The 23,098-nt window shown below is 68.8% G+C and carries 18 protein-coding genes and 1 tRNA gene; 8 read left to right on the forward strand and 11 right to left on the reverse strand.

Annotation, left to right across the window (positions count from 1 at the left end; translation table 11 throughout):
* Positions 1-2 precede the first annotated feature (2 nt).
* A complete protein-coding gene (locus ACWCP8_RS28665) occupies positions 3-2,348 on the forward strand; it encodes a hypothetical protein (protein ID WP_451118985.1) in 2,346 nt (781 codons plus the stop codon).
* Positions 2,349-2,485: 137 nt separating this feature from the next.
* Positions 2,486-3,184 carry a hypothetical protein gene (locus ACWCP8_RS28670; RefSeq protein WP_451118987.1) on the forward strand — a complete coding sequence of 233 codons (699 nt, stop codon included), beginning with the start codon at positions 2,486-2,488 and terminating at the stop codon, positions 3,182-3,184.
* 589 nt (positions 3,185-3,773) lie between these two features.
* Here ACWCP8_RS28670 and ACWCP8_RS28675 read toward each other — a convergent pair.
* On the reverse strand, positions 3,774-4,772 hold the full coding sequence (locus tag ACWCP8_RS28675; RefSeq protein ID WP_355993954.1) for a helix-turn-helix domain-containing protein: 999 nt from the start codon (positions 4,770-4,772) through the stop codon (positions 3,774-3,776).
* Positions 4,773-5,295: 523 nt separating this feature from the next.
* Here ACWCP8_RS28675 and ACWCP8_RS28680 point away from each other — a divergent pair.
* Positions 5,296-9,219 (forward strand): S8 family serine peptidase, encoded by a 3,924-nt coding sequence (locus ACWCP8_RS28680; RefSeq protein ID WP_451118989.1) that lies wholly within the window; start codon positions 5,296-5,298, stop codon positions 9,217-9,219.
* A 353-nt stretch (positions 9,220-9,572) separates the two neighbouring features.
* Here ACWCP8_RS28680 and ACWCP8_RS28685 read toward each other — a convergent pair whose 3' ends face one another.
* Positions 9,573-9,869, reverse strand: coding sequence for a hypothetical protein (locus tag ACWCP8_RS28685; protein WP_352262622.1), 297 nt, complete (start codon positions 9,867-9,869; stop codon positions 9,573-9,575).
* Between the two features lie 141 nt (positions 9,870-10,010).
* On the opposite strand from ACWCP8_RS28685, the gene ACWCP8_RS28690 reads away from it, so the two are divergent.
* Positions 10,011-10,250: a GntR family transcriptional regulator gene (locus tag ACWCP8_RS28690; protein WP_326629937.1), complete on the forward strand. Its 240-nt coding sequence runs from the start codon at positions 10,011-10,013 to the stop codon at positions 10,248-10,250.
* 124 nt (positions 10,251-10,374) lie between these two features.
* Here the strand turns inward: ACWCP8_RS28690 and ACWCP8_RS28695 are convergent.
* A tRNA-Cys gene (locus ACWCP8_RS28695) sits at positions 10,375-10,446 on the reverse strand.
* Positions 10,447-10,654: 208 nt separating this feature from the next.
* Between ACWCP8_RS28695 and ACWCP8_RS28700 the strand changes: the two genes are divergently transcribed.
* The 4 genes from ACWCP8_RS28700 to ACWCP8_RS28715 all read left to right on the forward strand — a co-directional run bounded on the left by ACWCP8_RS28700 (position 10,655) and on the right by ACWCP8_RS28715 (position 16,278).
* Positions 10,655-12,115: an MFS transporter gene (locus ACWCP8_RS28700; protein WP_451118992.1), complete on the forward strand. Its 1,461-nt coding sequence runs from the start codon at positions 10,655-10,657 to the stop codon at positions 12,113-12,115.
* 288 nt (positions 12,116-12,403) lie between these two features.
* A complete protein-coding gene (locus ACWCP8_RS28705) occupies positions 12,404-14,185 on the forward strand; it encodes a DEAD/DEAH box helicase (protein WP_352262618.1) in 1,782 nt (593 codons plus the stop codon).
* Between the two features lie 499 nt (positions 14,186-14,684).
* A complete protein-coding gene (locus ACWCP8_RS28710) occupies positions 14,685-15,326 on the forward strand; it encodes an IclR family transcriptional regulator (protein WP_352262616.1) in 642 nt (213 codons plus the stop codon).
* Positions 15,327-15,489: 163 nt separating this feature from the next.
* Positions 15,490-16,278 carry a S16 family serine protease gene (locus tag ACWCP8_RS28715; protein ID WP_451118995.1) on the forward strand — a complete coding sequence of 263 codons (789 nt, stop codon included), beginning with the start codon at positions 15,490-15,492 and terminating at the stop codon, positions 16,276-16,278.
* Positions 16,279-16,419: 141 nt separating this feature from the next.
* Here the strand turns inward: ACWCP8_RS28715 and ACWCP8_RS28720 are convergent, their stop codons facing one another.
* The 8 genes from ACWCP8_RS28720 to ACWCP8_RS28755 form a co-directional block, all read right to left on the reverse strand.
* Entirely contained in the window at positions 16,420-17,712 is a 1,293-nt protein-coding gene (locus ACWCP8_RS28720) for an MFS transporter (protein ID WP_352262613.1), read from the reverse strand.
* Positions 17,713-17,714: 2 nt separating this feature from the next.
* Positions 17,715-17,915 carry a hypothetical protein gene (locus ACWCP8_RS28725; RefSeq protein WP_451118997.1) on the reverse strand — a complete coding sequence of 67 codons (201 nt, stop codon included), beginning with the start codon at positions 17,913-17,915 and terminating at the stop codon, positions 17,715-17,717.
* A gap of 75 nt (positions 17,916-17,990) precedes the next feature.
* Complete coding sequence (locus ACWCP8_RS28730) at positions 17,991-18,599, reverse strand: ArsR/SmtB family transcription factor (RefSeq protein WP_451118999.1); 609 nt, start codon at positions 18,597-18,599, stop codon at positions 17,991-17,993.
* An 80-nt stretch (positions 18,600-18,679) separates the two neighbouring features.
* Positions 18,680-19,672, reverse strand: a complete 993-nt coding sequence (locus ACWCP8_RS28735) for a glycine betaine ABC transporter substrate-binding protein (RefSeq protein ID WP_352262608.1) — start codon at positions 19,670-19,672, stop codon at positions 18,680-18,682.
* Complete coding sequence (locus tag ACWCP8_RS28740; protein WP_326608471.1) at positions 19,672-20,499, reverse strand: ABC transporter permease; 828 nt, start codon at positions 20,497-20,499, stop codon at positions 19,672-19,674. The genes ACWCP8_RS28735 and ACWCP8_RS28740 overlap by 1 nt, the downstream gene beginning before the upstream one ends.
* 95 nt (positions 20,500-20,594) lie before the next feature.
* The gene (locus tag ACWCP8_RS28745; protein WP_352262606.1) at positions 20,595-21,851 is read right to left on the reverse strand and encodes an ABC transporter ATP-binding protein; all 1,257 of its coding nucleotides are present in this window, start codon (positions 21,849-21,851) and stop codon (positions 20,595-20,597) included.
* Entirely contained in the window at positions 21,844-22,491 is a 648-nt protein-coding gene (locus tag ACWCP8_RS28750; RefSeq protein WP_030923046.1) for an ABC transporter permease, read from the reverse strand. Before ACWCP8_RS28750 ends, ACWCP8_RS28745 begins: the two co-directional genes overlap by 8 nt.
* A 15-nt stretch (positions 22,492-22,506) precedes the next feature.
* On the reverse strand, positions 22,507-22,980 hold the full coding sequence (locus ACWCP8_RS28755; RefSeq protein WP_030923048.1) for an Lrp/AsnC family transcriptional regulator: 474 nt from the start codon (positions 22,978-22,980) through the stop codon (positions 22,507-22,509).
* Positions 22,981-23,098: the final 118 nt, after the last annotated feature.

Raw genomic sequence — 23,098 nt, forward strand, 5'->3', positions numbered from 1 at the left:
ACATGCTCACATTCGAGGACATAGTCGACGCGCCCGTCGTCAAACTCAAGACGGCGGCCGACGACTGGTCGGACATGGTCACCAAGCTGGACCAGCTGGCCGAGGACGCCCATGACGGCATGAAGGCCAAGGCCGACAAGGCCGAGTGGGAGGGCGTCAACGCCGGCGTCACCAAAGGCTTCATCGGTAAGACGGCCAACGAGTTCAAGGACGCCGCGGCCGAGGCCAAGGGTGTGAAGCAGATCCTCGAAGATGCTTACACGGCCATCAAGAAGGCCAAGGACGACCTGATCGGCATCCGGGACGACGAGGGGCCCGCAGCGGGCGTCCACGTCGACGCCAGGGGGAAGGTCACGGCGCGGAACCCTGTGGAGGACATTCCCCCTGCCCAACGCCGCAACGACCCCGACTACCCCGAACTCGTACGCCGGCAGAAGAAGGCGATCGAGGAGTGGCAGAAGAAGATCGACCTTATCGTCGACAACTGCAATGACACCGACGTGTCTTTCAAGAACTCCCTCGAAGCCAATGTGACCAAGGGTAAGGACTTCAGCGCCCCGAAGTACACGAAGATGGACCAGGAGGAGGCGGCCCGTGCCGCCGCCTTGGCAGCCAAGGGCCGCGACATCACGCACACCGAACTGCAGGCGCTCAACGAGCTGCTCCACGACAACAGCAAGTCACTTGAGTTCTCAAAGAACTTCTACGAGAAGCTCGGTCCGGAGAAGTCGCTCGCGTTCTTCGGGCAGCTCTCGACCGACACGTACGAGTACGGCAAGGTCGACAAGGAGCGGCTCAAGGACGTCCAGGCACTCCAGAAGAACCTGGGGCTCAACCTGGCCACTGCGTCCCAGGACAAGAACTTCACCGCCGAGTGGGGTCCGGAGCTGCGTAGGCTCGGTACGGAGCGCATCCCGCTGGCCAAGCACGACAGCGGTGGGCCGTTCGGCTACCAGTTGCTGGGCGGGATCATGCGGTACGGGAACTACGACGCGAAGTTCCTGAACCCGATCGCCGAGCACGTGGCGCAGCTGCACCAGAAGGACCCGTACATGTTCGCCGAGAACAAGGTGGTGAACAGTCCGTTCAAGAACCCGTTCAACCCCTCCGGCGTGAACGGCTCAGGCTATGACCCGACCGTCTCCATGCTGGAGGCGCTGGGGCACAGCCCGGATGCGTCGAAGCACTTCTTTACCGACCAGCCAACCGCGTACAACGAGGACGGCACAGTCAACAAGGGTGCCACGGCGGACCTCGGCAAGGACAAGGATGGCAAGGCCATCGGGAACTACCTCGACTTCTTCGGGAACGAGAAGTGGGAGTCCTACGGAGACGTCGACTCACTGGACCCGGAGGAACTCAAGGCGTCGCTCAACTACATGCCGGACGCCCTGGGCCACGCCTTGGAGTCCGCGACCCTCGGTTACCCGTACGACCATCCGGACGCGAATGTGGCGCGGGACGCGGACAATGCGGCGGTCATGCAGCAGGTGATGGAGAAGTACGGCACGGACGCCGGGCTGCTCAAGCAGCAGGAAGCCATGTCGGACAGCCTCGGCACCATGGGCGCCGGGTACATCGATGACATCAACTGGGCTCTGGACAAGGACAACCCGGACAGTGTCTTCGCGCCGGTCAAGAATCCGGACGGACACATCGGCTTCGACGATGTCGAGGAGGGCCGGAGGACCGCGCGCGGTTTCCTGAGCGTCCTGGGCCAGCATCCGGACGCGTACGCCACCCTGTCCAAGGCGGAGCAGGTGTACTCGTCCAGCGTGCTGGAGGCGCAGGTCGGTCCGGACGGGAAGATCGACACCGGGGCTGCGCGGTCGACGGTGCACGTCGGTGCTGAGGTCCAGGGCATGCTGGACCAGTCGCGTGCCGACCAGGTCGAGGCGACGAACCTGAAGACGCACGAGGAGTACGAGAAGGCCGTGGCCGCGCGGTCCGGCTGGGTGGAATTCGGCGCCACGTCGGCGCTTGCCGCAGGTGTGGCCTTTCTGCCCGCCACCGCGGCCGTGGGTGCCGCCGCAGTTCTCATTCCGCTGGCGACGGACACGGCCAGCGGGGCCGTGGAGCAGGTCATCGGCCAGGTCATCGGAGATGTGTCCGACAACTCCGTCGATGAGCACAAGGACAAGGTTGACGAACTCACCAGGGAGGAGAAAACCAAGGTGTACTCCTCCGGCGAATCCATGGCCGAGGCGCCCATGGAGCAGTTCATGTCCCACCACAATGTGGATATCAACAGCGATTTCGGTCAGGACCTCAAGGAATCGATGAGGGTCGGCTATTCGACCGGCAACTCCCGCGAGGACCAACAGGGCAGTGACCCGGAAACCGGCTGACGAAGAAAGAAGCTGCTGACGACGTTCGCGCGCGCCCTGACGGGCGAGCCGGCATGCGCCGACACGCCGGAGATCCCGGCAGCCCTCCCCGGCTGAAGTGATGAGGGGGGCAATGACACAGAAAGATGCTGATGTTCATGAGTGGTAGGCGTATCCGCAGAGGGTTCTCCCGCACGGTTGTCGCAGCCGCCCTGCTGGCCGGTGCCGCCGGCTGCGGAGGGGACGGGGACGACCCCGCGAAGGCGGCCCGGGAGCAGTCCGTGGCCCCCGAGCGGCTCTGCGGAGGCGCCGCCGTGTCCGCCGGGGCGGGGAAGGCGCTGAAGGTCATCACCGGCTCGTCGCGGTTCGAGGCGTCCGCCGAGAAGTCCACGGTGGCCCACGCCGCAGAGGAGGTGGTCGGCATTGTCTCTGGCCTCATCCCCGAACCCGTCGGCAACAAGGGAGACGTCTGCCGCATCTATACCCCGGTCGGGACGCCTGGCTACGAACTCCGCGTTACCTGGAGATTGTCCTACGAGGCCACGGGGGCGGACACCAAGCCCCCCTCGGGGTTTACTCGGCTGGAGATCGGGGAGTCGGCGGCGGCCGCCCACGACGAGGCCTACGTCCGGTTTGTCTGCCGGAGCCGGAAGCTGCCCGGACCCGTACAGAAGCCTGCGTACGTCGAGATGAACGTCGAGCGTATGGGCATGCCGAAGGAGCCCGAGGGTGACGTCGAGGCACTGAAGAGGGCCTACGCGACCGTGGCGCACTCCGTGTCGCTGGCCATGGCGAAGCAGCTGGGCTGTGAGGGGGACGGGGGACTCGAGGCGCAGCCGTCACTGGACCCCGCGTAACGCAGGGAGCACAAGGGACGGCCGCCCTCGCACCATGGGGGCGGTCGTCCCGTGTGCTCCCGCTGGAGGCCGCGACCGGAATCGAAGCGGCGTAACTCGCTTTGCAGGTTTGTCCGGGCTGGTCAGGGCATGATCCAAGGGCGTTCGCGCGCGTTCAATCTCGTACGGACGTTGTGATCAATGGAGCAGCCGGAACGGCTCCGGACGGCCGCGTACGGCGGTGAATGAGACGGAAACTGAGACGGGCGTCCCATCGCGTAGCTTCGCTGTGTGCTGGCACTTTCCGACCTGGACAACACCTTGATCGACCGTCGTGGGGGCCTTGAGGACTGGGCCCGCGGCCTTGTGCGCTAGGGGCGTCACAGAAGCCATCGAGGCAATGCGAGCGGCGGCAGCCCAGTACTGCACCGCAGATCTTCGAGTTGGTGACAGAACCTGATCGTTTCGCGCTTGGTGGCAGCGTCAGGCATGCTCCGCAGGCCGCTGTTCCGCATCACGCCTCCGAGGCAGTGACCGCCTCCGACCGGACGCGATCGGCCGCTCAGGAAGTGAGGCTGTAGTACCGGGGTCAGGCTTGCCGGTGCTCGTTTCAAAGCCAGCCGCGTCGGATGGCGGTGAGGCCGGCCTGGAAGCGGGTGGAGGCGCCGAGTTGGCACATGAGTTGGTGGACGCGACGCTGGGTAGTCCGCTCGCTCCAGCCTTGGGCGCGCGCGATGGCCGTGTCGGTGAGGCCGGAGGCGAGCAGGGTAAGCAGGGACCGAGTCTCCTCATCGGGCTCTGCGTCCTCGGATTCCGCCGCGGTGGTGGCGTCGCCGGGTGGCAGTGGGGCGTCCGACAGCGGCACTGCGCGCTCCCATTGTGCCTCGAAGAGCGATTCCAGGGCTACGAGCACGGGGGAGCGGTGGACCAGGTAGGCGACTGACTGGCCACCGGGTCCGAGGCTGAAGGGGAGGATGGCCGCCCGGTCGTCGCTGATGAAGAGTTTGAGGGGCAACTCAGGGTGTACCCGTGCCTGCTCGCCTGCCTTCATGCTGGGCACGATGTCGTTGTTCAGCCTGCCGGGCCAGGCCACCGCTTCGCGGTCGTAGATCACCCGGTGGATCACGCCGCGCCGCTGCTGCTGGAGCTGGCGGTCGAGGTTGCTGCCGGGGCCGTCGACATAGGGCGGGCGGTCGAACGCACGCACCTGGTGGCTGGCGTCGACAGTCAACCGGTGCACGGCGGCGCTGATGTGCTCACGGCTGGTGAGCAGTTCGACGGCCATGTCGGGATGGCTGATCCGGGCCGCCTCCCGGTGAGCCTCGGTCAACCGCAGTACCAGGGCTCGTGCTTCCTTGAGCCGGTGCTCGCGCTGGTCTATCAGCGGGGTGACGGCGACATCCGGGGGAGTGGCGGTGAAGCGTGGCGGGCGTCGGGCGTCCTGCACGGCGAGCCCGAGCTTGACCAGTTTGGACAGCAGTCTTCCCACAGTGGACGCGCACATGCCGCAAGCGTCGGCCAACTCCGAAGAGGTGCAGCGAGGCTGCCGGACCAGTGCCACGTAGACGTGTTCTGTTTCTTCCGCAAGCCCGAGCAGGTCAAATTCCATACTGTCCCGCCAATTTCTGTGGCGGCTTCCGCCACCCGGCAGAGATCCGCCGGTCTCGTAATCTTGTGTGTCGTTGGTCGCGGTTGACATCTTTCACGCTGAAGTTGGCGCTGTCCTGACACGTTCGAGCGGGCAGCGCCTTTCGGTGTGGATCCGTGCTCGCGGATTCGCTCCCTGAGAAAGGTGTCCCATGACGTATGCCCACACGCGCGTCGGACGGCTTGGTGCCGTCGGTGTCGCGCTCGTGGCCATCACCGCGGCCGTAACGATACCCGCGGCAGCGATTCCCTCAAGCTCCCCCGGGTCCGGCTCTGCAGCCACTGATTCCGGCCAGTCGCCGGCCCTCAAGACCCCGCTTGGCAGCAGCTCATCAGCGTCACAGCCCGGTGCGGGGGCCGCGCTGCCTTCCATACCCGGATCCTCAGCGCTCGGTCCGTGGCGCTCGTTCCTGAAGCCCACGCCCGCGCAGTCGGCGAAGAACAGCCCTCACCAGGTCCTTGTGGTACTCGGCTCGGCCACCCAGGTGACGGGCACGTCGCTGGGCAAGCAGCGCAATCTGCAGGTCCGTACCCCGCTGACCTCGGACACCGCGGTCAACACCGCGCTCAAGCGGGCCCACGCGGTCTCCATGCGTCCCCTGCTGCCGGCGCTGTCGGCCGCCCGGGCGAAGCAGTTGCACTCGGCCGCCCAGGCGAAGCTGGGCTCCGGGGCGATCGACCTGTCCAAGGTTCAGGTCGTCCAGCTCGCCGGCGGTGACGCCGCGGCCGCCGCCCGTAAGCTGGCCGCCACACCCGGTGTCGTTTACGCCGAGCCCGACCAGACCGTCTCCCCCATGAACACCGGTGCCGTGCCGCTGCCCGCCGCGGCGAGTGCCATGGTGGGGAAGGCCGGCTTGTCGGCGAAGGCGCAGGACAGCGGTGCGACCGGCTCCGACGGAGTGCCCGGCAACGAGGCTCTCGGCACCTCGGTGCAGAGCTTCCTCAACGCCGGCGGCGTGAACGCCACGGGCGCCTACAGCGTGCTGAAGCGGAAGTTCGACCAGCTGCCCGGCACCGGTGAGACCATCACCAACGTCTCGGTCGGCGACCTCATCGACTCGTCGACCCCGAGCAACTACGGGCCGACGACCGTCGTCCAGAACGGCCAGCGGTACCTGGACATCCCCTCGATGCCCTTGATCCCCACCTACACCGCGGACTCGACCGGCGCGCTCGACCCGACCGGCTCGACCCAGGGGCAGGACCCGGTTCTGGGTGAAGTCCTGCTGGACTTCTCCGTGATGGCGCCGCTTCCGCACGATCTGCAGCGCCCGGGCATGCAGGGCAGCGGGCCCTCCGACCTGCTGGGCATCGCCCCGGGTGCCAAATACCGGCTCGTCGTCCCGCAGCAGCCGACGTTCAGCCAGATCGCGGTGGCGCTGCTGGCCGCGGCCCGGCAGACTCCGCGGCCTGACGTGATCACTGCCAGCCTGGGCGTCGGCACCGACGCCTTCGGGCTCCCCGGCCGCTACCTGGAGGACGACCCGGTCCAGCAAGCCGTGATCGCATCGATCGTGAAGCAGTACGGCATCACCGTGGTGGTCTCGTCGAACGACGGCACCAGGCTGTTCACCAACGCGGCCGTCGGGCCCGACGGCGGCAGCACCGCGACCGACGTGACCCGCAAGGCCGCCGACACCACCCGGATCGACGACGACGAGCTGTCGACCACGCCCAGCAAGGTGCTGGACTCCGGAGCGATCGCTGCGGGCGGTACCACGACCGACGACACACTGTCCGTGCCGCCGCAGAACGGCGGAGCCGCGTCGGCCAACGGGACCTGGGCGACCACCAGGCTCAACGGTTCCGGGGTCTTCTCCTCGGGATTCGGCACGCGCGTGGACGTCTCGGCGCCCAGTGACGGCATCCCCGCCTTCGAGCACCAGGGTGCTACCGCGCAGTCGGTGGCCGAGGTCCTCAGCGGAGGCACTTCGGCGTCCGCGCCCGAGATCGCGGCCGCCGCCGCGGTCGTGCTGCAGACCTCCCGGCTGACCGGGCAGCACCCGTCGCCCCAGGACGTCCGTTCACTGCTGGAGCGCACCGGCCGGGCCGTGCCCACGCCGCCGCAGATCGACCAGCCGCTGCACGTGGGCCCGCAGCTCGACATCGCAGCCGCGGTGCAAGCGGTCCTGGCCAAGGCGGACGGCAGCCGTGCCGACACGGGCGCACCCCGCATCGTCCGGCTCTCCGTGGCGCATCGCCAGACCGTGGGCGGACTCGGTGGCGCGTACAGCGAAGGCACCGACCCCGGCTACATCGACCTGGCCGGACCGGTGGAGGCGGACGGCCGCACCAGGCAGCCGAGCCCCATAGCCACCGGGGAGGGCCTGGTGGGGCCGGTGACCATCGGCGCCGACGTGACCGGCCTGTCCAGCCGGCAGGGCGTCAGTTACGCGCTGCGCATCGGGAATCACGAGTTCACCTCCGATGTGCCGGCGATCCGGCTGACCCCCACGCAGATGCTGACCGCGGCCGGACTGCCGGTCGTCTCCGAGACGGACCGGCAGATCTCGCTCACCTTCGAGGTGCGCCGCGGCCACCAGGTGCTGGCCTCGGCCACCCACGAGCTGACCTTCGGCCCCACCGACGGCAGCTACCTCGAGTCGCTCGCCCCGGTGGTCCAGCCCGTCGTCAAGGCGGGGCACTCCGTGCAGGTGAGCTACGACCTCACCGGAGTGCGGAACCTCAGCTCGCCCCAGCTGGTCGTGTCGGGAGTCGGCCACTGGAGCCCCGCGATGGCGCCCATCTTCTCCGCCTCCTACACCACCCCGCTGACGGGACTTCGCGGCACGGTCACCGTCCCGGCCTCCGCCTTCTCCGCCGGTGGCGGCATCTACGGGATCGGTGTCCTCGAGAACCCCACGGGCAACTCCCAGAGGGGCCCGCTGTACGGCGAGTTCGCCTCGATCCGGGTCGACGGCAGTGACCCCTCGCAACGCCCGGAAGCGCCGACTCTGGCCGCGAAGGCCTCCGGAGACTTCGGTCACCTGCTGTGGGCCAACCGGGCGGCATCGCGGTTCTCGGTGCACTACGACGTATCGAAGGTCGAGGGTGCCGCCGGCACGCTGCTGGAGTTCTCCGCGCCCGGGCCGAACATGTACTACTCGTACAACCTGGTCAGCAACCAGAACGGCACCACCCGCGACCACAACGGAGTGGACAGCCCGGCCACGCTCGACCGCTCGCTGAAGGGCACGCGAGGCACGGTGACGCTCGACGCACTGGCGCTCAAGCTGCCCTCATCGGTCAACTACGACCTGCGGGTGTTCGCCGTCGACGAGCACGGCAAGATAGTCGGGCAGGCCTCGCCGACGTCGCTGCTGGGATTCGACGACGGACTGGCCCCCGACGGCACCAACCTGACCAACTTCGAGATCGTTCCCGGCGGCACGTCCGTCGCGGCGGTCGAGAGCCCCACCGGTGAAGGCTCGGTGTACGACTACGACACCGTCACCGGAACCTACGGACGCAAGTTGACGAGCGACCCCGCGTACGGCTCCATCTACGAGGTGTTCGGCGTCGACTCCGACCACCACGCGCTGGTCCTGCACAAGCAGACCACCACCGGCGAGCAGTGGCTGGAGACCTACGACACGAGCACCGGCAACGAGATCGGCAGCCCCGTCCGGGTCGACGACCAGTACGTCGTGACGGGCGGGCGGGTGGACACCAAGCGCCACCGTGCAGCGGTGCTTGCCTACCGTTCGAGCGACCGTGCGAGCTTCGTGCTCCCCGTGGACACGGCGACCGGCGCTCTGGGCACCGCCCTCCAGCTCGACCCCCCTCCGGAAGGCCGTGAAATGTACAGCCTGCTGGACGTGGACGAGTCGACCGGCGTCTTCTCCTCGCAGTTGCTCGGGCTCGACGCCAACTGCTTGGCCTCGATGGGGTCCGGCACGATGGCAGCGATCAACCTGGACAGTGGAACGGTCACCCACAGCCAGGGAGGAATCCCTTGCGCCACGGGCCTCGCCTCCGACCAGAAGGGCAACCTCTACGAAACGTGGTACCACTCGGTTAGCGTCCACTTCCCCGGCACCGGGTACTTCGCGCAGTTGCCCAGCGGGGACCCGGTGGATCTCGGAATGCAGCAGGCACCCGTCGCGCTCGCCGTCGATGGCGAGCACCAACTGGCACTGTTCGCCTTCCGGTACCCGGACCTGAAGCCGACGGGCGGCATTCAGCAGTACGGCTTCAGCGACAACAACGCCACCGGCCGCATCGCCGTCGTCGACCTGAAGACGGGCAAGACGGTGCGCACCGTGACCGGCGTCGAGTACGCGAAGTTCGGCAACTACAACGGTCGGCTCGAATTCCATCACGAGCGCGTCATGCAGCTCGACCCGGCAACCCGGACCGGCTGGACATACGCAGGCGACGGCAGCCAGATCCAGCAGTTCTCCTACTGACCCGATCCGCTGCTCGACCACCCGGGTCCGCGGGCGCCATGGCGCCCGCGGACCCGCGGCGTTTTCGGAGGACCTGACCACTCACTAACGTCACTGGGTCCGGCTGACCAGGATCGGCGCAGCTGCCGCTGTCACGGTCATTCGTTCTCGCCGCTACTGCAGCTTCGTGGCCACTGCGAGGGGCGGCGTGCACGATCGCCGGATTGGCTTCATGGGCTTCAGGCAACGCAAAAAGACCAAGGGGCAGTCGTTCTCATTGACGGCGTAATGGTCTCCGGCAAGTCCACCGTCGCGGGGGTGCGGGCGAGATGCTCCCCCCACCCCCGCGACTACTGCTCGGAGATTTGAACCTGTCAGGCCTCGTACGCGGGAATTCTCAGGCCACGGCTCTCCGCGACGCGCAGGGCATCGGTCAAGCATTCCGTGAGCCGTTGCGTCACGTAGAAGAGCTCGCCCGCCGTGGGGCGTTCAAGGCTTTGGAGCATGGCGCGGGAGAGCTCGAGTACCTCTCTTCCTGTATCAAGTTGGGTGGCCTCGATGCTGTCGGCGAGGCGTGAAAGACGGCTCTCGGTGCCGTCGGTGACCAGGTGGGCAGGTTGCCCGTCCGCCCCGCACCAGGGCAGTAATCGCACATGGCTAATCCGGCTCACGTCGTCAGCTCCTCAGTAGCTGCTGGCCATGCCCCGGGCCGGTCGCACGGTCGCGGGGGCGAGTGCTGGCCGCGGACTACCGCAATCTACCGCGGTAGACTGCGGTCGCGCGGTGTACCGCGGATATCTAGCGTCAACTGCATGAGTGAGGATCTTGACCGAACGCGCCCTGTGTGGCGCCAGGTGGCGGCAGTGATCACTGCTCGCATCGCGGAGGGCGCTTACCCGGTGGGCGGAAAGGTCCCCAGCGTGGTGGAGCTGTCGACGGAGTTCGGGATTGCGGCCTCGACGGCCCAGAAGGCGTTGACCCACCTGAAGGCTGAAGGGCTCATCCGTACCGAGGTCGGGCTCGGCTCGTTCGTTGCCGATGGGCCGTCGTAGCTCCGGTTCTGGCTCCGGGCCGACCTGGCCGTGGGTCGAACCGTGGGCGGGAAATGAAGGTGGGGAAGCGGCCCGAACGGGCCCCTTCCCCACCTTCAGCAGATCCGCGTGACTCCCGGACCGGAGACCGTGACCGGATTCGAACCGGTGTAACTCGAGTTGCAGTCGAGCCCCTGAACCACTCGGGCACACGGTCGTGCGCTTCCTGCGTTTCCTGCCGATGTGTCGACCGTAGGGGCGATGGGGGCGGGTGCTCAAGCGTGCGGGGCGCGGTGCAATGCGACTGCCATACGCCGTTCATGGTCGGCGCCCCGTTCCGCGCCACGGTCCTACGACCAAGGGACCAGTGCGCGACCGACTCGCGCCAGGGGCCAAAGCGGATCTTGACCCTTACTCTTGGGCTCATGACCGCCCTCGAACCGCGTGACGCCGATGTCTCGCCCCATGCTGTGGACACTCCCGTCGCCGAATCCGAAGGGCTGCTGGGTCGGACCTATCGGGCGCTCAGCATCGGCATCGTCTCCGTCGTGTTCCTGATCGCCTTCGAGGCGACCGCCGTCGGGACTGCGATGCCGGTCGCCGCCCGTGAGCTGCACGGCATTCCGTTGTACGCGTTCGCGTTCTCCGCGTACTTCACGACCAGTCTCTTCGCCATGGTGCTCTCCGGGCAGTGGGCGGACCGGCGCGGGCCGCTGGCGCCGCTGGCCACCGGGATCAGTGCTTTCGGGGCCGGGCTGCTGCTGTCGGGGACGGCGGGCAGCATGTGGATGTTCATCGCCGGGCGGGCCGTGCAGGGGCTCGGTGGCGGGCTGGTGATCGTGGCGTTGTACGTGGTGGTCAGCCGGGCCTATCCGGAGCGGATCCGGCCGGCGATCATGGCCGCTTTCGCCGCGAGCTGGGTCGTCCCGTCCGTCGTCGGGCCGCTCGCCTCCGGCAGCGTGACCGAGCATCTGGGCTGGCGCTGGGTCTTCGTCGGGATTCCGGTGCTGGTGGTCTTCCCGCTGGCCCTCGCGCTGCCCGCGATCCGGCGCATGGCGTCCGGGCCTGCCGATCCGTCGGCGCCCGTCGAACCGTACGACCGCCGGCGCATCGGTCTGGCGCTCGGTATTTCGGTGGGGGCCGGTCTGCTGCAGTACGCGGGGCAGGAGCGGAACTGGTTTGCGCTGGTTCCGGCCGCCGCGGGCGTCGCTCTGCTCGTTCCTGCCGTACGGGGGCTGCTGCCCACGGGAATCGGGCGGGCGGCGCGCGGACTGCCGTCGGTGGTGCTGCTGCGGGGGATCGCCGCCGGGTCGTTCATCGCCGCCGAGTCCTTCGTGCCGCTGATGCTGGTGACGCAGCGCGGGCTGTCCCCGACGATGGCCGGGCTGTCGCTCGCCGCCGGGGGCGGGACCTGGGCGCTCGGCTCGTACGTGCAGGCCCGGCCGCGCCTGGAGCCGTACCGGGAGCGGCTGATGGTGGGCGGCATGGTGCTGGTCGTGGCGGCGATCGCGGGCGCACCGTCGGTGCTGATCGCGTCGGTGCCGGTGTGGACGGTGGCCGTCGCCTGGGCCGTCGGGTGCTTCGGCATGGGCATGGTGATCGCTTCGACGAGCGTGCTGCTGCTGAAGCTGTCCGCGCCGGAGGAGGCGGGGGCCAACTCCGCCGCGCTGCAGATCTCCGACGGGCTGTCGAACGTGCTGCTGCTGGCCGCGGGCGGCGCGGCGTTCGCCGCGCTCGGCGGCGGTGCGGTGGGGGCGGCGCACGAGGCCGTGGAGGCGGGGGCGTCCGGGGCGCATCCGGGGGCGTTCGCGGTGGTGTTCCTGCCGATGGCGGGGGTGGCGCTGGTGGGGGCGTGGGTGGCGGGCCGGGTGCGGGAAAAGGCGTAGTGCCGCGTGATCCCACGGCATATCGTTCACGCACGGCCGGTCTGAATCCGTGGTTCACCGACGAAGCGCCGGGCCGCCTCGACATGCCCGGGATCGCTGCGGAACTGCCCGTGTTCGCCGCGTAGAACTCCCTGTGAAGAGGGTCTCAACGGAGCCGAACCTTGGTTCGTCCATACGGGGTTCCGGCCGGGCCCCCGGTAGGGTGGCCCGGTTGTCGTATCGCGTGCGAGCCCGTCCCGGCCCGTGCGGACAGCGCCCCACGTACCCGAGAGCCCCGAACCGGAGACCGTGACTACTACCGCCTCCCACCACCTCTCACCCGCCTATCCCGGCCGCGCCCCCTGGGGCACGGCCGGCAAGCTGCGAGCCTGGCAGCAGGGCGCCATGGAGAAGTACATCCAGGAGCAGCCGCGTGACTTCCTCGCGGTTGCCACGCCCGGCGCAGGGAAGACCACCTTCGCGCTGACCCTCGCGTCATGGCTGCTGCACCACCATGTCGTGCAGCAGATCACCGTCGTCGCGCCGACCGAGCATCTGAAGAAGCAGTGGGCGGAGGCGGCCGCCCGGATAGGGATCAAGCTCGACCCCGAGTACAGCGCGGGACCCGTGAGCAAGGAGTACCACGGGGTCGCGGTCACGTACGCGGGTGTCGGGGTCCGTCCGATGCTGCACCGCAACCGGTGCGAGCAGCGCAAGACCCTCGTGATCCTCGACGAGATCCACCACGCCGGTGACTCGAAGTCGTGGGGTGAGGCCTGCCAGGAGGCGTTCGACCCGGCGACCCGGCGGCTCGCGCTCACCGGTACGCCGTTCCGGTCCGACACGAACCCGATCCCGTTCGTCGCGTACGAGGAGGGGAACGACGGGATCCGGCGATCCTCGGCCGACTACACGTACGGGTACGGGAACGCCCTCGCCGACGGCGTCGTCCGTCCCGTGATCTTCCTCAGCTACAGCGGAAACATGCGCTGGCGCACCAAGGCCGGTGACGAGATCGCCGCCCGGCTCGGCGAGCCCATGACCAAGGACGCGATCGGGCAGGCCTGGCGGACCGCGCTGTCGCCCACCGGTGACTGGATCCCGAACGTCCTCTCGGCCGCCGACAAGCGGCTGACCGAAGTGCGCAAGGGCATTCCGGACGCGGGCGGGCTCGTCATCGCGACCGACCAGGAGTCGGCACGCGAATACGCCAAGATCCTCAAGAAGGTCACCGGCGAGAAGGTGACCGTGGTCCTCTCCGACGAGAAGGCCGCGTCGAAGAAGATCGACAAGTTCAGCGAGGACGACTCGCGCTGGATGGTCGCGGTCCGGATGGTGTCGGAGGGCGTCGACGTGCCGCGCCTCGCGGTCGGTGTGTACGCCACCACCATCTCGACCCCGCTCTTCTTCGCCCAGGCCGTCGGGCGTTTCGTACGGTCGCGTCGGCGCGGCGAGACCGCTTCCGTCTTCGTGCCGACCATCCCGATGCTCCTCGACTTCGCCAACGAGATGGAGGTCGAGCGGGACCACGTCCTCGACAAGCCCAAGAAGGGCAGCGACGAGGAGAACCCGTTCTCGGAGGAGGACAAGCTCCTCGCCGACGCGGAGCGGCTTGAGGACGAGGAGACCGAGGAGCAGCTGCCGTTCGAGGCGCTGGAGTCCGACGCGGTCTTCGACCGGGTGCTGTACGACGGTGCCGAGTTCGGCATGCAGGCGCACCCGGGCAGCGAGGAGGAGCAGGACTACCTGGGCATCCCCGGGCTGCTCGAACCCGACCAGGTGCAGCTGCTGCTCCAGAAGCGGCAGACCCGGCAGATCGCGCACAGCAGGCAGAAGCCGGCCGGGGAGGCCGACCTGCTGGAGAAGCCGGCCGAGGCCCGGCCGGTGGTCACCCACAAGCAGCTGCTGGGGCTGCGCAAGCAGCTCAACACGATGGTGTCGGCGTACACGCACCAGAGCGGCAAGCCGCACGGTGTGATCCACACCGAGCTGCGGCGGGTCTGCGGCGGTCCACCGAGCGCGGAGGCGACGGCCGGGCAGATCCAGCAGCGGATCAAGAAGGTGCAGGAGTGGGCCACGCGCATGACGTGAGGCCGTGAGGCCGCCCGGTTGACGGGTGTCGGGTGTCGGTCGGGGCGGGGGCTGTGGGGCCCCGGACCGACGCCCGGCTCTGCCGTCCGGGGCCCGGCGAGGCGGTGATCCGGGCCGGCGAGGTCCTGACGGACAGAGAAATTGCGCCACATTCGTTCACGGTGAGTTAACGATGGTTCACTTCCGTACACGGAGCGTCGCGAAGGCGTCGGCCGACCTGGACGCGCGTAGATGCCCAGAATCCGGTCGGCGCCGCGCTGACCGGCACTTATGCTTCCGAGGCACAACCGCAATTCCGCGGGCGCCCGGATTCTGGACGAGGTCTTCCGCTGAGCGGACTGGCTCGCTACTGTCCCAAAAAAGTGAACGCCCCGTGGCAACGCCGCCGCGGAGCGCAGCCGGTGCCTTGGCCGCCGGCGGCCTCTCCGTGCGTCGCCGCTGGGACCGGCGACGCAACCTCCGTGAGAGTGCCGCCACTCACCAAAGAGGAGAGGGCGTCGTGACCGCGGAGACCTCCCAGACGCTCGACCGGGGACTACGCGTCCTCAAGCTGCTTGCCGACACCGACCACGGTCTGACCGTCACCGAGTTGTCCAACAAACTCGGCGTGAACCGCACCGTCGTCTACCGTCTGCTCGCCACACTGGAACAACATGCCCTGGTACGCCGCGACTTGGGTGGCCGGGCCAGAGTCGGCCTGGGCGTGCTGCGCCTGGGCCGCCAGGTGCATCCGCTCGTACGGGAGGCAGCGCTGCCCGCGCTGCGGTCCCTCGCCGAGGACATCGGAGCCACCGCCCACCTGACCCTGGTCGACGGCACCGACGCGCTGGCGGTCGCGGTCGTCGAACCGACCTGGACCGACTACCACGTGGCGTACCGGGCCGGCTTCCGCCATCCCCTCGACCGCGGGGCAGCGGGCCGGGCGATCCTTGCCGCCCGGGCGAAGCCGGTGGCCGAACCCGCCTTCACCCTCACCCACGGCGAACTCGAAGCGGGTGCGAGTGGCGCCGCCGCGGCGCTGCTGGGTGTGACGGGGGTCGAGGGCAGCGTGGGCGTGGTGATGCTCACGGACGCGGTACCGGAGCGGGTCGGCCCACGGGTCGTCGACGCGGCCCGTGAGGTGGCGGAGGCGCTGCGGTAGTGACCGGCGCCGTCCGGTGGCTGTGCTGTCCTCAAGGAAGGCACGGGCCTTGAAGCACCGGACGGGCCGGTCCGGCCGGTCCGGCCGGTCGGGTGTCCTCGGGCGCCGGGCGGGCCGGGGGTGGCCGCACCCGCCCTCCGCCCCCGGCGGCTAGATTGGGCGGGTGGTCACTCGTCTCTCGCGCCCCCGCACCGTCGCCCTCTGCGCCCTGCCCGTCGTCGCCCTGTTCGGCGTCGCCGCCTTCGCGCCGCTGCCGTTCACGCTGGCGCAGCCCGGTACGACCGCGAACGTGCTCGGGAACGTGCGCGGCACGCCCGTGATCAGCATCGAGGGCACGCCGACCCGGTCCACCAGCGGTCAGCTGCGGATGACGACGATCATTGCGACCGGGCCGACCGCGGACGTCGGAATGGGAGACGTGATCGACAGCTGGTTCCGGACGGACCGTGCGGTCCTGCCCCGCGACTCGGTCTACCCGACCGGCGGCTCCGAGAAGGAGATCGAGAAGCACAACCTCGAGGACATGAGGAAGTCGCAGAACGCCGCCGTCGACGCGGCCCTGACGTACCTCGGAAAGCGCCCCGGCTCGGTGGACGTCACCCTGAATCTCGCCAATGTGGGTGGGCCCAGCGCCGGCCTGTTCTTCGCGCTCGGCATTGTCGACAAGCTCGACGGCAACGGCTCCGGTGGTGATCTCACCGGTGGCCGCACCATCGCCGGCACGGGCACGATCGAGGCGAACGGCAATGTCGGCGCGGTCGGCGGGGTCTCGTTGAAGACCCAGGCGGCCAAGCGCGACGGCGCGACCGTCTTCCTCGTCCCGAAGGCCGAGTGCAAGGAGGCGGGCGCCGAGCTCCCGAAGGGGCTCAAGCTGATCCCCGTCACGACGCTGAAGAGCGCGGTGTCCTCGCTGCAGGCGCTGGAGCAGGGCCACAAGGTCCCGAGCTGCTGATGGCCGGGCCGCGATCCGGCCCGGCCCGGCGCGACTCGGCCGATGCCGACCCGCTCCAACCCGACCTGACCCGACCTGACCCGGCCGGACCCGACCTGACCCGGCCCGGTCCGACCCGGTCGGTGCGTGCGGGCCGCCCGCCTACTCGCGTGAGACGTCCGCCTTCACCTCGGCGGCCGGGGCGCCGCCCCGCACTCCCTCGGACGGCCTGTCGTCCATCGTGCGCCACACGGGGAAGACCATCGGGCTCACCGTCGCCAGCAGGTACACCCCGCCCAGCGCCAGCAGCGCCCCGTCCACACCCACGCTCTCGACCAGCAGCCCCGCCACCAGCCCGCCCACCGGCAGTGCCAGCTCGCAGCCCGCGGTGATCGCCCCGGAGACCCGGCTGCGGAGCCGTTGCGGTACGCGTTCGTACGTCACCGTGGTCAGGATCGGGTTCAGCACCCCGCCCGCGAGACCACCGAGCAGCATCGTCACGGCCAGCGGCAGTGTCGTGTCCGTCAGTGCGGCCACCACGAACCTCGGCCCGCCGCAGAGCACCACGCACACCGTGAACACCGCCCGCCGTGAGAACCGGTGCCCCACCGCCCCGTACACCAGTGCGCCCGTCAGGCCGCCCGCCCCGAACAGTGCGGTGAGCAGCCCCAGTTGGGTCGCGCCGCCCAGTTCGCGCTCGGCGTGCACCGGCAGCAGCACGGCGTTCCAGCCCTGGTCGGTGCCGTTCATGAAGAGCACCATCACCACGACGGCCAGCAGCAGCCGGTTGCGGAACAAGTAGGCATAGCCCTCGCGCAGTTCGGCGCGGTACGTACGCAGCGAGACCGGCGCGGCCGACTTGCGCGGCTCGGCCGACCGTACACCTCGTACGCCTGCCGCGATCAGCAGTGCGGACGCGCCGAACGTCGCAGCGTCCAGCAGCAGTACGGTCTCCGCGCCGACGAGCGCGATCAGCACCCCGGCCAGCGCCGCCCCGGTCATCCTGGCGCCGCGCGAGGTGGCGTCGAAGAGGCTGGCGGCGCGGGTGATCGTGGTCCCGGCGTGTTCGGCGAGATCCGGCAGGAGGACGTAGCGCGCGGTGTTACCGGGTGTGTGGACGAGTCCGTTCAGCGCCATCAGAGCGCAGAGCATCCAGAACTCGAGCGCCCCCGCGTAGTGCAGCAGCGGGACGGCGGCGATGGCGAGGCCGCACACCGTGTCGGAGGCGACGGAGACCCGCCGCCGTCCTGCTCGGTCGATGACGGGCCCGCCGATCACCGCGGAGACGACGATCGGCAGCGTGGCGCAGAAGGCGACGAGGCCGGCCCGTCCGGCGCTGCCGGTGGTCTGCAGGACGAACCACGGGACCCCGATCAGGGTGAGCGAAGTGCCCGCGGTCGAGATGGAGTTGGCCGCGAGAAGGGCGGCGAGCGGTTTGCGGTTCCCCCCGTCCATGGCTAAGCCGTGCGAGGGGTGCTGGGGGCGGGCAGGCCGTGGCGGTTCGGCAGGACGTGCAGGCCCAACTCGACCAGGGCCCAACCCAGGTGCATGCGGAGGCTCTGCCGCGGTGACCGGCGGGACAAGCGGAACTCGGAGGCGCGCTGCTGCAGTTCGGCGGAGCGGAGGTGGTGCAGCGGCAGGTGCATGTCGGAGTGCATGGCGAAGTCCTCTCGGGCGGTGAGGTCACGGTGCGGACAGGCGGTGAGGTCTGGCGGTGCGGCCGGGCGGTGCGGTCAGTCGGTGGGGCGCGGGAACATGTGCAGATGGGTGCGGACGACGGCCGAGCCCTCGGTGCCTTCGGGGACCCGGTCCCGGTAGCTGTCGATCAGGTCGTGGATCTTCTCGGCCAGCTCCAGTGAGAGCTCCGGGGTGAGCCGCATCTTGAAGTTGCTGAGGTCCGAGCTGCGCAGCCACTCATCGGGCCACTCGTGCATGGTGCCGAGCCAGGTGTTGAGCTCCTGGGTGTGCATGGTGGCGATCTCGTGCAGGACGACTCCCATGGCGCCGCGCACCTCCGGGTCGGGGTCGCGGAGGAAGTTCGCGCTGCTGTCGAAGGCCACGCCCATGTGCATGGCCCGCCACCACCGCTCGCGTCCCTTGCCGAGCGTCGGGTCGTCCTCGACGAAGCCGTACGTGGCCAGTTGGCGCAAGTGGTAGCTGGTGGCGCCGCTGGACTCGCCGAGCCGGTCCGCCAGTCCCGACGCGGTGGCGGGGCCGAACTCCCGGAGGGTGTTGAGCAGGCGGATTCGCAGGGGGTGGGCGAGCCCGCGCAGGGTGCGGGCGTCGACGCGGTGGATGTTCGGGTCGAGCGGCTTCCCGCCGTCGGCTTCGTTCGCTGCCATGCTTCGAAGATAGACATGCAAAGGTCTCTTTGCAACGCTTCTTTGCAACGAATTCTTTGTAACTTCTCGGCCGGACGCCCCTACCCGTTCTTGATGAAGCCTTCCTGGATCAGCCAGTCCTTGGCCACGACGTGCGGGTCCTGCCCGTCGACGTCCACCTTCGCGTTCAGCTCCTGCGCGACCTCCGTGGTCAGCCGTCGGCTGACCGGATCCAGCAGCCCCGCGATCTCCGGGTACTTGTCGAAGGTCGCGGTGTGGATGACGGGCGCCGCGTTGTAGTTGGGGAAGAAGTGTTTGTTGTCCGCGAGGACGTCGAGGTCCATCGCCTTGATCCGGCCGTCCGTGGTGAACACCTCGCCCAGCAGGCAGGAGTTGGACTTCGACACCTGTGTGTAGATGATCCCGGCGTCCATCTTCTTGATGTTGCCGGGCGGGATCGACATCCCGTACGCCTTCTCCATGCCCGGCAGCCCGTCGTCGCGCGAGGCGAACTCGTTCTCCACGCAGATCGTCACCGCCGACGGGTTCTTCTTCGCCAGCGCGGCGACGTCGGAGAGCGTCCTCAGGTGGTACTTCGCGTTGTTCTTCCTGCTGATGGCCAGGGCGTAGGTGTTGTTGAGGGTGGACTGCGGCAGCCAGGTCACCCCGTTCTTCCGGTCCTCGTCCCGGACCGCCTCCCACTGCTTCAGCGGGTCGGTGATCGGCTTCGCATGGCCGAGGTAGGTGATCCAGGCGGTGCCCGTGTATTCGTACATCGCATCGGCGTCGCCCTTGATGATGGCCTCGCGCGCGCTGATCGATCCGGGCAGGTTCGTCCGGTCCAGGACCTCGGCACCGGCGGCCTTGAAGACCAGGCCGATCATCTGGCCGAGGATGATGTTCTCGCTGAAGTTCTTCGAGGTGACGGTCAGCGAGGCGCCGTCCAGCGGCCGGCCCCGGCCGACGGAGCCCGGCAGGACGTCGTCGGCCATCGGCGAACCGCTCTTGAGCCCGCAGCCGGCGAGCACGGGGGTGAGTACCAGCACACCGACGAGACCGGCCCGGATCTTGCGCGACGCCCCCGCCGTACGCATCACCCCACCTCCAGTCCGCGTGGCGTCAGCGCCACCTCGACCAGGGAGGCCATCCAGTCCACCAGCAGCGCCAGCACCACCGTCAGCACGGAACCGAGCACCAGCACCGGCATCCGCTGCGTCTGGATGCCCGAGGTGATCAGGTCCCCGAGCCCGCCACCGCCGCCGAACGTCGCCAGGGTCGCCGTGCCGACGTTGAGCACCAGGGCCGTCCGTACGCCCGCCAGGATCAGCGGTACGGCGAGCGGCAGTTCGACCTTCGTGAGCGTTCCCATCGCCGACATGCCGATGCCGCGTGAGGCCTCGACCAGGTTCGGTTCGATCGCCTTCAGGCCGGCCACCGTATTGGAGAGCACCGGCAGCACCGCGTAGATCACCATGCCGATGATCGCCGTCCGCGGGCCGATGCCCAGCCAGATCACCAGCAGCGCCAGCAGCCCGATCGCCGGGGTGGCCTGCCCGACGTTGGCGACCACCGTGACCAACGGGGCGCCCTTGCGGAACCTGCGCCGGGTGAGCGCGATCCCGAGCGGGATGGCGATGATCAGCACCCAGAAGGTGGAGATCGCGGTCAGTTTGACGTGCTGCCACCAGCGCAGTTGCACATTGCCGCCGGAGAGCGAGTTCCTCGCGATCGAGTCGAGAGGAACGTTGGTGATCCACAGGTACGTGGCGACGAGGACGATCGCCAGGGCGGCCGGTACCAGCACCAGCTTGCGCCAGGTGATCCGGCGCGGCGGTCCTGCGGGCGGCGGTGCGGGCTCCTCCTCCTCGTCGTGGAAGGCTCGGCCCCTGACCTCGAGCTCGCCGGGCGGCCGGGCGGGCATCGACTGCTCACCGGTCCTGGGAGGCACCGGAACGATGGGGGGAATCGAACCGTTGGGGGGAATCGGCTGGTCGGGCGGGACCGGCTGGTTGGGGTTCATTCGCCTGCACCGCCCTCCTGGTCCCGCTCGGCCTGATGGGCGCGCAGCTCCTCCAGATCGTGCTGGTGCTCCATGGCGGTGAGCCGGTCGGCCTCCAGGAGTTCATGGACGGAGTTCATCAGGGTCTGCATGTCGACGACGCCGATGAACTCGCCGCGCCGCCCGGTCACCGCGACCCGCCCGCCGCTGTCGATGAGCACGGCCTCCAGCGCGTCGTGCAGCGTGCCGTCCCGGGTCACCGTGTCGTGGACCAGCTGCCCGGCACGCGCCAGCGAGCCACGGGCCCGCATCAGGTCACCGCGCCGCAGCCACTTGTACGGACGGTTCCTGCGGTCCAGCATCAGCAGCTCGTTGTGCGGGCCGGAGCGCAGCTTGTTGAAGATCTCCTGGAGCGGGTCGTCGACCGTCACCGTCGGGAAGTCGGCGATCTCCACTTCCCGTACGCGGGTGAGGTTGAGCCGCTTCAGAGCCGCGCCCGCGCCGACGAACCCGGACACGAAATCGTCCGTCGGGTTGGTGAGGATCGCCTCCGGGGTGTCGAACTGCGCGATGTGCGAACGCTCCCGCAACACGGCGATCCGGTCGCCCAGCTTGATCGCCTCGTCGAAGTCATGGGTGACGAAGACGATCGTCTTGTGCAGCTCGTGCTGGAGCCGGATCAGCTCGTCCTGGAGATGGTCGCGGGTGATCGGGTCGACGGCGCCGAACGGCTCGTCCATCAGCAGCACCGGCGGATCGGCGGCCAGCGCCCGCGCCACGCCCACCCGCTGCTGCTGGCCGCCGGACAGCTGGCGCGGGTAGCGCCCGTGGAACTCCCGCGGGTCCAGCCCGACCAGGTCGAGCATCTCCTCGACGCGGTCCTTCACCTTCGACTTCGACCAGCCGACCATCTTCGGTACGAGGGCGATGTTCTCGGCGACCGTCATGTGCGGGAAGAGTCCGGACGACTGGATCGCGTACCCGACCTTGCGGCGCAGCTTCACCGGGTCGATGTCGGTGACGTCCTCGTCGTTGATCCTGATCCGGCCGGACGTCGGCTCGATCAGCCGGTTGATCATCTTCAGGGTGGTGGACTTCCCGCAGCCGGACGGACCGACGAAGATCACCGTCTCGCCGGCCTTGATGTCCATGGAGACACTGTCCACGGCCGGGTTCGGGTTGCCGGGATAGCGCTTGGTCAGTTCCTCCAGCTGGATGGTTGCCCCGGAAGTGGCGGTGGGTTTGTCGGCGGCCCCGGTGACGGTCTCAGGCACGGATCCCCCTGGGGATGGTGAGCCTCCCGAGCAGGACGTACGCGGCGTCGAAGAGCAGGGCGAGGATGACGATGCCGAGCGTGCCGGCGAGGACCTGATTGATCGCGTTGGCGCTGCCCAGCGAGGCGATGCCGCGGAAGATCTCGTTGCCGAGGCCGGGGCCGGAGGCGTACGCGGCGATGGCGGCGATCCCCATCAGCATCTGCGTCGACACCCGGATGCCGGTGAGGATCGGGGGCCAGGCGAGCGGCAGCTCCACCCTGCAGAGCCGGGCGATCCGCGACATCCCGATGCCCTTGGCCGCGTCGACGAGCGCCGGATCGACGCCGCGCAGTCCGACGATGGAGTTACGGACGACGGGCAGCAGTCCGTACAGCGTCAGCGTGATCACGGTGGGCGGGACCCCCAGCCCGACGAGCGGGATCAGCAGGCCGATCGCGGCGAGGGACGGGATGGTGAGGATCGCAGCCGTCGAGGTGATGGCCAGTGAGCCGCCCCAGCTGCTGCGATAGGTGACGATCCCGATCAGGATGCCGAGCACGGTGGCGATGACCATGCACTGGAACACGGCGCTGACATGCTGGTACGCGTCGGTGAGCAGCTGCTGGTGCCGATTGACCAGGTACTCCCAGAAGCTCACGCGCCACTCCTTGACTCAGTCGCTGTCCTCCGCGGCCTGCTGGACGAGCGGGATGATGCGCAGAGGCACCGGGTTCTCCATGACGATCGCCGTGGAGGCCCGGACAATGCCATCAAAACCGACAACACGGTCGATCACCCGCTGAAGGTCGGCGTTGGAACGGGCGACGAGCCGGCAGAGCATGTCGCCGTGCCCGGTCGTGGTGTGCAGCTCCAGCACTTCGGGAACGCCGTCCAAATGGGCCCGCACATCGGCGCCTTGGCCCTGCTTGATCTCCAGCGTGGCGAAGGCGGTGACGGGGTAGCCGAGGGCTGCCGGATCGACGTCCGGGCCGAATCCGCGGATGACGCCATTCGACTGAAGCCGGTCGAGCCGCGCCTGCACGGTCCCGCGGGCCACCCCGAGCCGGCGCGACGCTTCCAGTACGCCTATCCGCGGTTCACGGGCGAGCAGCACGATGAGCCGCCCGTCCAGATGATCGATCGCCACGTGCGACTCCCTATGGTCACCCTGTACAGATGGTCCGCTCATCCAAGCAAACGCCTGTACAGACTGCCCAGCAGATACGTGAACTATTGCGCACCTTGCGATGCGGGGAGAGTCTTCG

The sequence above is a fragment of the Streptomyces sp. NPDC002206 genome (assembly GCF_053593595.1).